10 protein-coding genes are annotated in these 12,906 nt (G+C 66.4%); all 10 read right to left on the bottom strand.

Annotated features, from left to right (window positions below; all coding sequences use genetic code 11):
- Nucleotides 1-48: 48 nt before the first annotated feature.
- Nucleotides 49-831: a polysaccharide deacetylase family protein gene (locus tag ACZ50J_RS07415; RefSeq protein ID WP_464300625.1), complete on the bottom strand. Its 783-nt coding sequence runs from the start codon at nucleotides 829-831 to the stop codon at nucleotides 49-51.
- Nucleotides 832-1,010: 179 nt separating this feature from the next.
- Entirely contained in the window at nucleotides 1,011-2,645 is a 1,635-nt protein-coding gene (locus ACZ50J_RS07410; protein ID WP_464300624.1) for a fucose isomerase, read from the bottom strand.
- Complete coding sequence (locus tag ACZ50J_RS07405) at nucleotides 2,632-4,152, bottom strand: FGGY-family carbohydrate kinase (protein ID WP_464300623.1); 1,521 nt, start codon at nucleotides 4,150-4,152, stop codon at nucleotides 2,632-2,634. The genes ACZ50J_RS07410 and ACZ50J_RS07405 overlap by 14 nt, the downstream gene beginning before the upstream one ends.
- A complete protein-coding gene (locus ACZ50J_RS07400) occupies nucleotides 4,145-6,604 on the bottom strand; it encodes a GH116 family glycosyl-hydrolase (protein WP_464300622.1) in 2,460 nt (819 codons plus the stop codon). The genes ACZ50J_RS07405 and ACZ50J_RS07400 overlap by 8 nt, the downstream gene beginning before the upstream one ends.
- Entirely contained in the window at nucleotides 6,601-7,767 is a 1,167-nt protein-coding gene (locus ACZ50J_RS07395) for a DUF4185 domain-containing protein (protein ID WP_464300621.1), read from the bottom strand. Before ACZ50J_RS07395 ends, ACZ50J_RS07400 begins: the two co-directional genes overlap by 4 nt.
- The gene (locus ACZ50J_RS07390; RefSeq protein WP_464300620.1) at nucleotides 7,764-8,855 is read right to left on the bottom strand and encodes a glycoside hydrolase family 172 protein; all 1,092 of its coding nucleotides are present in this window, start codon (nucleotides 8,853-8,855) and stop codon (nucleotides 7,764-7,766) included. Before ACZ50J_RS07390 ends, ACZ50J_RS07395 begins: the two co-directional genes overlap by 4 nt.
- Entirely contained in the window at nucleotides 8,852-9,565 is a 714-nt protein-coding gene (locus tag ACZ50J_RS07385; protein WP_464300619.1) for a hypothetical protein, read from the bottom strand. The genes ACZ50J_RS07390 and ACZ50J_RS07385 overlap by 4 nt, the downstream gene beginning before the upstream one ends.
- Nucleotides 9,562-10,452, bottom strand: coding sequence for a carbohydrate ABC transporter permease (locus ACZ50J_RS07380; protein ID WP_464300618.1), 891 nt, complete (start codon nucleotides 10,450-10,452; stop codon nucleotides 9,562-9,564). The genes ACZ50J_RS07385 and ACZ50J_RS07380 overlap by 4 nt, the downstream gene beginning before the upstream one ends.
- Nucleotides 10,449-11,363 carry a carbohydrate ABC transporter permease gene (locus ACZ50J_RS07375; RefSeq protein ID WP_464300617.1) on the bottom strand — a complete coding sequence of 305 codons (915 nt, stop codon included), beginning with the start codon at nucleotides 11,361-11,363 and terminating at the stop codon, nucleotides 10,449-10,451. Before ACZ50J_RS07375 ends, ACZ50J_RS07380 begins: the two co-directional genes overlap by 4 nt.
- Nucleotides 11,360-12,688 (bottom strand): ABC transporter substrate-binding protein, encoded by a 1,329-nt coding sequence (locus tag ACZ50J_RS07370; RefSeq protein WP_464300616.1) that lies wholly within the window; start codon nucleotides 12,686-12,688, stop codon nucleotides 11,360-11,362. Before ACZ50J_RS07370 ends, ACZ50J_RS07375 begins: the two co-directional genes overlap by 4 nt.
- Between the last annotated feature and the right edge of the window lie 218 nt (nucleotides 12,689-12,906).

Below are 12,906 nucleotides of genomic sequence, written 5' to 3'. Positions count from 1 at the left end.
CCGTATGCCGGACGGGTCCGTCGCCCTCGAGGAACTGCCCGCGCCGGCTCAGCAGCCCGGGATCCCCTGCAGCACATAGCCCGCTGCCCGCAGCTTCGGCAATGCGGCGCGCAGCGCCGCGACCGTCTGTGACCGATCTCCTCCGCCGGTGTGCATCAGGACCGTGGATCCGGCGCGGGCGGTGAGCAATTGGTGCTCGATGGCGGGTACACCCGGCCGTGCCCAGTCGCGGGTGTCGACGTTCCACAGTTCCACCCGCTGCCCACGAGCCCGGATGAGGGCGTCGACCCTGTTGTCCGTCGCACCGTACGGCGGGCGAACGCATCGTGCTCTCCCCTGCACCCGGTCGGTGTCGTCCAACTGCTGGGTGATGGCGGCATCGGTCAGCGTCGGCAACGACGGGTGGTTCCAGGTGTGGTTGCCGACGTGGGATCCCTGGGCACGGATCTGCCGGATCAATGCAGCGCGCCCGACGGCGTTCTGGCCGATGTCGAAGAACGTCGCGGTCGCACCGTTGTCGGTCAGCACCCGCAGGATCTGTGGTGTCCACACCGGGTCGGGACCGTCGTCGAACGTCAGGAAGATGACCTTCGCGCCTCGTACCGGTGAGCGCTCGACCGGTGCGGCCGGTGCCGTCCGTCCGACGGAGCGCCTCGGCTTCGGCACTGCCGAAGACGGCGCGCTCGCCGCCGACCGGGTCGTTGCCACTGCCGCCACCGGTGAGGCATGCACCGCCGGTCGGACCACGGCACTCCCGTGCATCGTTGCGGTGAGGACCGCCGCCGAGACGATCGTGGCTGCGGCTGCCAGGCCGGTGAACACCGTGCGCATGATGTGACTCCCCCGAGTGTCTGTCCACGCTGCGGTCGCAGCGTGGATGTGCCCGGGTGGACGCCGCCGCGGTCGCCCTGGTTGGTGCCGTGACCGAACCGTTGCGAAACGACGAATACGCCTGGCACGACAGTGACTTGCGTCACCACCGGGCCAGGCGTACGTCGAGCAGCGGGTGCTCAGACCGTCGCGTCACCGATGAGGTGCACGTGGATGCCGAGTTCGGCGAACATCGCGGCCTTGGTGGCCAGTGCGCGGTCTGCGGCGTCGGCGTCGGGTCCGTAGGCGACACACAGGTGGTTGGCCTTGTGCCGTGCCATGAACTGATCGCGGCTCACTCCGTGCAGCACCGCGTGCATGATCGGCCACTCCGGGTTCGTGGCGTCGAGCCGGCGTTGGGTCTCCTCCTCCGGCAGCTCGACCGCGGTCAGCCGGCCGAGGTCGGCATGCAGTTCCCCGTCCATGATGAACACCCGCGACCAGACGACCTCACCGGGCTTGGACACGCCGGCGAGCGTCCCACCGCCCAACGGGAAGAACATCGGGTTCTGCCGCTTGGAGTAGGACTTGTCGTAGCCACCCTGGTGCGAGGCCGGCACCGATCCGGAGATCTCCATCACCCAGACGAACTGCCCGTCATACTCCTCACCCCAGCGGATGTCGTGCAGGGTCGTCGCCGGATCCAGACCCATCGCCGTCCAAATGCGGTTGGTGGCAAGGGAATCCACCGCAACCCCCCAGTCGACCTCGTTGAAGTGCGGGAGCGCCTTCCCGGCATACAGCTCCCGGGAGCCGTCGCGGCTGTATGCCGGTGGGCGCTCCACGTTGTTGAGCAACCCCTCCGCCAGATCGCTGGCGGGAACGGTGTCCTTCAGACCCTGTTGGTACTGGATGCCGACCGCGTCGAGGCCGAAGTCGTCCGACATGCGCAACGCCGCGATGTACATCTTGTACTGACTGATCAGCTGCGCCTTGGTCAGCTCGGTGGGCTCGTCGGTGCCGATGTGGAAGGTCATGCCGTGATCCACCAGCCACTGGTGCACGGCCTCGGCCTCGTCGTCGGTGACCTTCTGCATCTCCGCCACCAGTGCGCTCTGGGACAGCCGCTCCTTGTAGATGCCGAGCGGGTTGATCAACTCGTCGTCGAAGATCGCGTTGTACATGCCCATGCAGCCCTCGTCGAAGACGCCCGCGATCGCCTTGTCGGCTCGCAGTTGTTGCGCGAGTGCGACACCGAGCTCGCGCTCGGGACTGTCCGGCTGAGCGCCCAGGTCATGGACGTGGCTCTGGTCGTGCTCCAGTCGTCCGGTCGCCAGCCAGGTGCGCAGCCCGTCACGGGCCCAGTCGTCGGTGAAGTCCTTGCTCCACAACGCCGAATACGCGATGCCCGCCTTGGTCATGCTGGCGGTCAACCCGAGGAGTCCGACGAGCCCCGGGAAGTCGCCGACCCAGTTGGCCACCACCAGGATCGGGCCGCGATGGCTGCGCAGACCGGCGAGCACGTGGTGGCTGTATTGCCAGACCGCTTCCACCACGATGAGTGGCGCATCGGGTGGGATCTGCTTGAAGACCTCGATGCCGGCCCGTTGGCTGTCGATGAAACCGTGCTGCTTGGCCTCGTCATACGGGTGTCCGCGGTGCACCGACCAGCCCAGCGCCTCCACCGCCGCGCCGAGGTCCTTCTCCAGCGTCTGCTGCACGGACCAGCAGGTCTCGTTCGCGGCCGGGCGCAGATCGCCACTGGCCACCGTCCACACCTCACGCTCCGCTGCGGTCGCCTCGGCTCGTGCGACCGGCACGTCATACATCGTCATTCGAATCTCCTTCTGCGTGAGTGGGTTTCGTGTGCATCTGGGGCTGTTCCGCGAGCACGTGCATGATGTCGCGGGTGCTCTCGTAGAGCTGCCGGTAGAGGACGTAGCGATCGTCGTAGAGCGCCCTGTGTCCGGGGATCGGCCGGCACACCGCGCGCGACGGGTTCCAGTCGTTGATGTCGGCGTCCGCCACCTGGGTGGCCGCCAGGTATGCCGCGCCGTATGACGCACCCACCGTGCGGTGCGGGATCACCTGGTCGACCCCGGTGACGTCGGTGACGATCTGTGGCCAGAGGCGGCTGGTGACGCCGCCGCCAACGGCGACAACTCGTTGCACTGAAGCGCCGGCTTCGAGCATCGTCTCGATGTTGTGTCGGACGCCGAAAGCCGTGGCTTCCAAGGCAGCTCGGTAGATATGTGGTCTGCCATGGGACAGCGTGAGTCCGGCGATGACACCACGGGCGGACGGATCCATGATCGGGGTCCGTTCACCGGCGAAGTAGGGAAGCATCAGCAGGCCGTCGGACCCGGCGGGTACGTCGGCAGCCTCCCGGACGAGCGACGCGTAATCGACGCCGCCGTAGAGATCGCGCAGCCAACCGGTGATGGCGCCGGACGTCGCCATGCCGCCGGCCAGACTGAACGTGCCGCGCAGGGCGCCGACCGGCCCCCACAAAGCAGGGACACGCACCGGCTCGGCGACGGTGTTGATCAGGAACATCGTCGTGCCGTACATCAGCATCAGGTCACCGGTGTTGTGCGCGCCGACGCTGATCGCCTCCGACCACGCGTCGATGGTGCCGGTGATGACCGGAATCCCTTGTGGCAAGCCGGTTTCGGCGGCTGCCGCAGCTGTGATGTTGCCCGCCGTCTCGTCGGCCCAGTGCAACGGGGGCAGCATGATGCCCGGCGCAACGTCGCCGGCCCACGGCTGCAGCCACTCCTGCGCCTGCACGTCATACATCGGGGTGCACTGGCTCGCCGAGTGATGATCGAGGACGTATTCACCGGTGAGTTTGCGCACCAACCACGAGGAGGGCATGAAGAACCGCCGCGCACGCGCATAGGTGTCCGGCTCGTTCTCGGCCACCCAGGCGATCTTGGTCCCGGCCGCCTGGCTCGACATCGCCGAACCGCACCGGCGCAGAATCTCCTGCGCGCCGCACCGGCGATCGCACGCGTCCTGTTGGGCCTGCGCTCGAGTGTCGACGCCGTAGAGGATGGCCGGCCGCACCGGCTCGTCCCGCTCGTCGGTCAGCAGCACGCACGGGCCCATGCCACTGACCCCGACGGCCACGACATCGTGCCTCGTCCCGTCAACCAGTTCCCTTGCCAACGAACGGAATTCGTCCCACCAGATGCGGCCGTCCATTTCGACGTGGCCGACGGCAGGACGGTCGACGCCGTGCTCGCGTGTCGCCTGCGCGACGACGTCGCCGGAGCCGTCGACGAGGACACCCTTCGTGCTCGAGGTACCGATGTCGACACCGAGGAACACTTCACTCATCGCTTCCCCTCCCAGATGTCTCTCGGACCGTGACCGACAGGTTGTCGCCGCGCAGCGGTGTGTAGCTCGCGGAGTCCGCGCCGATGGTCAGCATGCCGAGTCGCACGCCGGCGACGACCGGCCAGCGCCCCGGCACCCGGTCGGTGACGATGCGGCCCTGAACCACATCGATCGTCATCCGCGGCCAGGCGGCGACCAGGCCGAACGCCGCCATCGAACGCACGTAGTGGTTGCCGCACTCGACCTCGTTGAAGGGATTGCGTGCCGAGCCGTCATACCGGTCCCGTACGTCCCGCACGATCTGCGTGGCGATCTCGTGCTCGCCGAGTTGCGCCAGGCCGGTGGCTGCGGTGTATTCGATGCCGGTCCACACCTCGTTGCTGTACGGCGAGGGGCGTTCCGGCCGTCTGCCGCGTGGATAGGTGCAATTGAGCAACCCGCGCTCGTGCGCCGAGGCGAACGTTCGCAGGTGGTTGAAGTGCCCGACGAAGCCGTCACGGTGGTTGTGCTCCCAGATGCCGAGCAGCGCGCGACGCACGTTGTCGGCCGCGAGGCCGTGCTCGACGTCACCGGCGATCGCCATCGTCACGCCGGCCAGTTGATCGCCGGCGAGTCCCGGGCCCAGCTGCAGGTCGGGGTCGACGAGGTCGTCGGATCCCATGTCCGGGTTGTCTCCCGTATGACGGATGCGTAGGCCCTCGGCGATGTGCGAGTCATCGCCGGGTGGCAGGACATGATGCTCGTAGAAATCGCCGTTGAACAGCTTGGTGTCGGTGGCTGCGGCGCCCCGATCCCGCAATTCGCGACATTGAGAGGCGAATTCGCTATCGCCGACGACGTCGGCAAGCTCCGCCATCGCCCCGAGCGCAGCGAGGTACCAGGACTGTCCGACGCCGTTCGGCCCGTAGTACTCGACGTCCATCGTGTTGTGCTGGCAGCCCTCCATCAGGCCGTCGCGGTCCGCGTCCCAGCCGTTCGGCACCCAGGCGAACTCGAGCGCCGACCGTGCCGCCGGCCACAGGCGTCGCAGGTGTTCGGTGTCGCCGGTCAGCAACCAGGTCCGGTGCAGCCGGACCAGCGCACCCATCTGTCCGTCCGCCGCCGCAACCCGCCAACCGGTGCCTTCGGTCTCCAGGGGTAACCCGGCGCGGAAGCTCATCATGCCGCGCTCGTCCATGCTGTGCACGAACTCGACGTCTCGCATGTCCCACGCGAGATCCGGGAAGAGCGCTTCCAAGGCGTACTGGTAGTTCCACACGTGGGTGCAGCTGCCATGACAGCTGCCGTGGTCGTCGTTGCTGCCCTCCCATGCGAGGAAGGTTCCATCGGCGATCCGGAAACACGTCGTGGACTTCAGCACCGACAACGTGGACAGTACGGCGTCGGACACCGGATCCGGGAGGTCCGACTCAAGAATCGTTTCGACGAATTCCGTTGTCCTGTCCTCGAGTTCGGCCAGCCCGGGCAGCTCCCGGCGCAGGACGTCGCCCGCATCGGCATACCGGGTCGCGTAGTGGTTCCCGACGATCGCGTCGCCGTAACCGAAGCGCGGCGCCGGGGCGAAGGCGTGTGTCCACGCACGCCGGTTCGGGAAGTGCCAGGCGATCGCGAACGTCAACTCGACGACTTCGCCCGGCCGCACGGTCGTCGCCTGGACCAACGATCCGGTGGGGAGTCGCGCAGGGTCCGCGGGCTCGCTCAGCTGTCCATCGGCTTCGAGGTCATCCCAGAACTCCAGCAACGAGTCGCCCCACGAGCGCTGTGCCCAGTTCGTGCGCAGGCTCGAGGCTCCACCGCCAACGGTGGCCAGCGCGAGACTCCCCCATGCTTCGGAGTCCTCGGCGACCTTCTCGCTGCGGCCGACGAGCATCGTTGCGCCGTCGAGAGACTCGGCGGTGAACACATTGCCGCCGGGCAACTGTTCCCCCGGCAGATGGCCAACCACGTTCGGGACGCTGAGGCACACCGATGCTTCCACGGGTTCCGGTCCCGGGTTGTGCAGCGACACCCGAAGCAGTGCGAGTGGTAGGCCGCTGGCGTCCGCGTCACCCGGAACGAGGGGGTTCATCGCACCGACGCTTGCCTCGAGCGGCACGCCCGGGTCGGTCAGGTGCACCTGCCCGAAGGGGTATGCCGCCTCGAACGTGCCTTCGGCGAACCGCGGCAAGCCACTGAGCGGCACACCACTCCCCCATGAGCCCGCCAGTTCCCCTGGCAACAAGGATGATTCGAGAGCGCGTTGGACGACCTTTCCGCCGCTCTCGGTGCGCAGCACGAGGAATGCGCCGGGGTTGTGGTCCTTGGCGGGACGGTTGAACAACTCCCAGTCGCGCAGCTGTCCGCGTCCGCCGAGGCTGATCGTGCCGGTGCCGATCCCGCCCACGGGCAATGCGATCCGCTCGCGCCGCGGGCCGTCATACCGGCGGGCCACCGGCCACTGCGAAAGCTTCATCGGTGTGCGTCACCCACGATCTGCACGGTGCGCAGGGAGAAGTCATAATCCGACATGCCGGCCGGCGCGCAAGGGCAGACGTTCGACTGCAGCCAGGCGGACTTGCCGTCCTTGGCGATGAACTTCGACGGGAGCGACAGGCCGTACCCGCCGAACTTCTTCGTCGTCCACGGATATGCCCCGAAATCAACGGAGTTGGTGTGCTTCCACGGCCCCCAAGGTTGGTTCGCCGCGTAGAACTCGAAGGTGTTCTCGGTCCAGGACGTGTAGATGTACCGGTGCTGCGCCGGCACGTAGACGATGCCGCCCTGGCTGATCACCGAGTTCCCGAGCGGACTTCGTCGGGTGTCGGTCAGCACGGGCTTCTTCTTGCCGATCTGCCTGGTCCAGGTTGGCCGTCCGTGCGAAATCCCCTGGTAGAACTCCCACTTCGACCGATCCTGCACCTGCGAGCGCGGTACCCGGGCGAGGAAGAGCTCTGTCGGGTCGGGCACGACGTCGCTGTAGGAGTCGCGCCAGTTCCCGTCCAGTCCGTAGGCGTAGACGTAGCCGCCCCGCGCATCGCGGTATGCCTTGCCGTAGTCGAGGAACATGACGGTCGTGAAGACACCGCCGGAGAACATCGGCTTCTTCCTGTCCCACGACCAGTGCACACCGTCGGTCGACGACGCGATGGTCGCGGCCGGCGCCTGGTTGAAGTCGCTCGACAGATCCTCCACTGCGAGGTACTTCTTGGTGCCGACGCACGCCATACCCGTTGGTTTGCGGGTGTATCCGGTGCCGGACCAGACCTGACCGAGGTCGTCGCCCTGGGCGAGGTTGGTGCCCTGCAGACCGGTCTTCGGGGTTCCCGAGATCCGCGTGACACCGATGTCGGTGCCCGACCCGCCGAAGCCCTTGCCATCTCCGTAGGCGGCGTACACCTGCCCATCGGCGGCCCAGCAGTTCGGCCAGAGGTCACCGTCCGCGCCGGCCTTCACCGTCGGCGCGTCGGCGACGTCGATCCGCAGAGCCGTTCCGCTGCTCGTGCCGTGCGGGCTCGCTTGGGCACGCGAGGATGCTCCGACGCAGGCCGAGCAAGACACGATCGCGGTGAGTACCGCTGCGGCTGCACGCATTCGACGTCCGTCCAGATGCATCCGCCCAATCGATCGCTCACTCATCGCATGGGCTCCATCGGTTCTCCGCTGATCTCCAGGGCTTCGACCGACGGGAAGTCGGGCCGGTTGGTCACGGGCCGGTCCAGATAGAACAGCGCGGTGGACGCGATGTCATCGGTCAGCGGCCGGTAGAGGTGATGCGGTCGCCAGCCCAGTGCCTGGATGTCCACCGTCAGGTCCTCGGCAAAGTGGATCGGGTCCGGCACGTGCCAGCGATACATGCCGAAGCGCTGCTGCGAACGGTAGAGACCGTCGGGTGCGATCACCTGCGGCATACCCAGATACGGCGTCGTGTATGCCGTGTAGCCGTTGCCCGGCACGTCGAAGTTCCAGGCGCCGCCGAAGTAGTCCTCGGTCCCGGTGCCGCAGATGGTCGGGAAGCCGCCATCCTGACCGGCGTCCCCGTCCAGGTAGAACTTGATCTCACCCTCGCCCCACCAGCCCGGGCTGTTGACGCCCCACGCGAGGTAGGTGCCGACGTAGTGACCGTGGCCCTGCACGTTCGTGACTATCGGGTGGGTCTCCTTGTGTGCCAACGGGTTCGACCGGTTGAACTGGGCGTGCAGATATCCGGAGTCGCGTTGGTCACGGCCTGTCTCGTAGGTGACCTGGTAGTAGATCGTCGCGGTGTCGGGCGAGAGGTTCTCGACGGTCAGGCGTGCCGATTTCGCGAACGGCATCGGCCAGTAACTGTTGAATCCGCCGTTCGGATTGGCGGCGATCATGCTCGAAGAGACCTGTGCGTACTGTCCCCAGCCGCTGGCGAAGAAGTCGCCGAGCGGTACCTCGATCGCCGGCTCGTCCGACCCGTCCCAGTAGGCACGCAGCACCAGACTGCGCCAGTTGTCCCGGTGCGTGGTCAGCCAGATGTGGGTGATCGTCGCCGGCTCGTCGATGGCAGCCATGTCGAACGTCTCGCGGCCTCCGACGTCGACGCTGGGTGAGATCTTCCACCCGACGCCGAGCTCCGCGGCACACGCCGCACCGGTCCCTCCGGTCGCGCGGCCACCACCGCCCTTGCGTCCGTCGAAGTTCTCGGGCGAGATCGACCACGTCTGCACGTCGCGCAGCCGGGCGAGGTCGAAAGTCATGCGGATTCCCTTTCCAGGACGTCGTTCTCGGTGGTTTCGTCGATCGAGAGCAGGCCGGTCTCGACCGCGCTCGTCCAGAATGCGGCCGCGCTGACCAGCGCGACCGGCGCCGGCACCAGCAGCAACACGGATGCACTCACTTGGATGGCGAGCCATGCCCCGAAGCCGAGCAGCACGGGCGCCGCAAGGAAGCGCACCGGCCAACGGGCCACGAAGCCGGCCGCCATCCGCCACTGGGTGCGCCGGTCGGCTGCGGGCACGCCCGTGGTCAGCTGGACCATCGCCGCGGTCACCGGCACGAGACACGCCGTCACAGCTCCGGAAACGCCGATGGAAGCCAGTAGCAGCGGCTGGCCGCTGCGTCGCCATACCTCGACAGCGACGACGAACAGGGCTCCCGCGATCGCGACCGGGATCACCGCCGCAATTCCGTGCCGGACTCCCGCAGCCCAGCCGAGTCGCCAGTCCGCGAGGCCGGCATCGTCTTGTCCGACAACGGCATTCGCCACCGCACCGATCGCCGTCGCCGCAGGCGTGACGAGGACAGCCAGCAGAAGCACGGACAGCGGTGTGGCGCCGGGAGCTACCAGCGCCGCGACGCACGCGCTCAGGCAGACCGCGACGCTGCCCGCCATCAACAGCGGCAGATGCGGCCACAGGCCACGCACCGAACGGCGCACCAGGATCCGCTGGGTGGCGACGAGGCTCATCCGCGGATCCCCGCCGATGCGATGCTCGCCACGAAGGCGCGCTGGAAGATCAGGAAGACCACCAGGACCGGCACCACCACGGCGGTGATCGCCGCGAAGACCACGACCGACGAACCGCCTTGCCCTGCCTGCAGAGTGACCAGCCCGATCGGCAGCGTCATCTTGTCGTGACTGGACAGGAAGATCAGCGGGCCGAAGTAGTTGTTCCACGATGCCTCGAACGTCAGGATCGCCATCGCGGCCAGCGCCGGACCGCTCAGCGGCACGATCAGCCGGAAGAGGATCCACAGATGGCTCGCGCCGTCGATCCGGGCCGCCTCGTCCAACTCCTTCGGGATGGTGTTGAAGTACTGCCGGAAGAAGAAGATCGAGAAGACGTTGATCAGCGCCGGTAGCCACAACGCCTGCAGCGTGTCGATCAGGTGCAGGTTCCGCATCAGGATGAAGACGGGGATGATCGTCATCTGCACCGGGACCATGAGTGCCGCGAGCATCAACGCGAACAGCCGGTCCCGACCACGGAACGGCAGGCGTGAGAACGCGTATGCCGCAAGGACACTCACCAGCAGCGAGCCCGCGGTGGAGATCACCGAGACGATGAGACTGTTCAACGCCATCCGCCAGAACGGGATCAACCCGTCGATGTCCTTGAAGTTCTCGATGGTGAACGGTTTGGGCAGCCAACCCGGTGGGATGCCGAAGGCAGCACCCTCCTCGGTGAAGCTCTGCACCAGCAACCAGACCAGGGGCGCGAGCATGATCACGCCGAGCACGGCCAGCACCACGCCGAGCAGCACCTGACCGGCGGAGAAGCGGCGTCGGCGTCGGGGCACAGCGACCTTCGTCGGTGCCGGACCCGGAGTGACCTTGGCGAGGTCAACGCTCATGACTCGTACACCCACTTCTTGCTCGCCCAGAACTGCAGCGCGGTGACCGCCGCCATGATGACGAAGACCAGGAGTGACACCGCCGAGGCGTATCCGACCTGGAACGACTGAAAACCCTTCTGGTAGAGGTACATCACGATCGTCAGGGTCGAGTTGTCCGGACCGCCGTTCGGCGTGATGATCTGCACGGGGTCGAAGATCTGGAACGCACCGATGAAGGTGATCACTCCGGCGAAGAAGATCGTCGGAGACATCAGCGGGATGGTGACATTCCACAGCACCTGCCAGCCGTTGCACCCGTCGGACCGTGCGGCCTCGATGAGTTCGGTCGGCACGGTCTGCAGGCCGGCCAGCATGATGATGAAGGTGAAGCCGATCGTGTGCCACCAGTCGATGGCGATGATCGCCGGCAGCGCCCAGTGCGGATCGGTGAACCAGTCCGGCGAGGTGACCCCGATCTCGCTGAGGTAGTACGTCACGATGCCGAACGTCGGGTCGAGCACGTACTTCCACAGCAGGGCCACCGCCGCCCAGGAGATCACGAACGGAAAGAACAACGACGTGCGCACGAAGTAGGAAAGCGCCCTGCTCGCAAGCCTGTTCACGCCGAGCGCCAACAGGAAGCCACCGATCAGGTGGGTGATGACCGACGCGATCGAGAAGACGAAGGTGTTGGCGAGCGCCTTGTAGAGCGTCGAGTCACTGAACATCTGAGTGAAGTTGCCCACGCCGTTGAACTTCGACGGGGTCAGCATGTCCCAGCTGTAGAACGACAGAATGATCGCCGCCACGAACGGCCCCAGGATGAAGACGACGAACAGCAACGCCGCGGGGCTGACGAAGGCAACGCCGACCCAGCTGCGATGCCCAGCCCCCGCCGTCGCAACACGCTCACCGGGGGCCGTGGTCACAGGAGACCCTGGATCTGGGTGTTCGCCTTCTTCAGTGCCGCTTCGACCGATGATGTCCCGGTGATCGCCGCCTGCCAACCCGTCGTGACGGCCGTCTGGACCTCGGCTCCCTTGGCGGGGCTGGGAATCGGGGCGCCATACGTGACCGCCTTGGACAGTAACGTCGAGCCCTTCGGCGCGTCCTTGGCGAAGACCGCACTCTGCGCGACCGACGTCAGCGCCGGCACATTGGTGCCACCGATGCTGGCGTAGAACTCACCGGCTTCCTTGCTCATCAGCCATGTGAGGAAGGTCCAGGCCATGTCCTTCTTCTTGGACGCCTTGAGGATCGGCCAGCCGTCCCAGCCGACCGGGGAGCCGTTCTGCTTCTTCTTCGGCCAGTTGACGATCTGCGTCTTGTCGACCATCTTCAGCCGGCGAATGTCGAGCGTCGGCCAGCGACCGCCACCGAGGGTTGCCAACTTGCCCTTGGCGAATGCCGAGGGCGCATCGAAAGCGCCGCCCGGTTTGGGCGAGTACCCGGCGTCGAGCAGCTTCTTGACGAAGGTCGCCGCTTCGATGGCCTCGGGCGAGGCGAAGGTCGCCGTCTTCCAGTCGGCGTCCATCGTGGATGCCCCGTTGGTGAGTAACCAGGGCATGATGTCGACGAACGGGAAGCCGTAGCCGATGCCGAGCATGTAGGCGCCGGTCTTCTCCTTGATCTGCTTGGCGGCCGTCTCGAACTCGTCCCAGCTCCAGTCCGGCGCTGGCAGGTCCACGCCCGCTTTGCTGAACACCTCGGTGTTGCAGTACATCACCACGGTGTTGTAGCCGCCGGGGATGAAATAGGTCTTGCCGTCCGGCGAGCCGTACTTCGTCGTCCACTCCTTGAGGTGTGGATCGATCCCCGCGTAGAAGGCGTCGGTCACCTTCTTGTCCTTCGCGATGTAGGAGTCCAGCGGCTCCAGCAGGCCCTTGGAGGAGAAGAGTTGTTGGCCCTCCGTGGCGACGTCCACGATGTCGGGGATCTTGCCGCCGGCGATCTGGGTCGAGACGGTATTGGCGAAGGATCCCCAGTCCTTCGCCGCGATGCCGTTCGCCTTGATCTTGATGTCCGGGTGCGCCTTGTTGAAGGCATCGAAGAGCTGTTGAAAGGCCTTCTGCTGGGTGGCATCGCCGAGGTAGACGAGAGACAACTCCCCCTTCCCGGCGGTGTCGGGGCCACCGCTGGACCCACCGCACGCAGCGAGCGAGGACAGCGCGGGCAGTGCCGCACCTGCTCCGAGAACCTGCAGCACCGACCGCCGGCTCGGACGGCTCGACGACACGGGCGTGTTGTGGGTCATGGCATCTCCGTAGGTAGCTCCAACCGCGAGAAAACGTTTTCTCAGCTGCCCAGAAATCTAGCAGGCCGGAGCGCGTCGTCAAGGGTTTTGGGTGACTTGGCTCACATTGACCCCTTGACCCGGTCTCCGTCGATCCGTATGGTCAGAAATCGTTTTCTCGGAGAATCTGCTCCACTGCCCCTGACCACCTCCGATCACCAACTGAGGTTGTTCCACAC

Source organism: Flexivirga sp. G2, assembly GCF_055397625.1.
The sequence above is the reverse complement of the archived record's forward strand: the minus strand, read 5'-3'. Positions and strand labels throughout refer to the sequence as shown.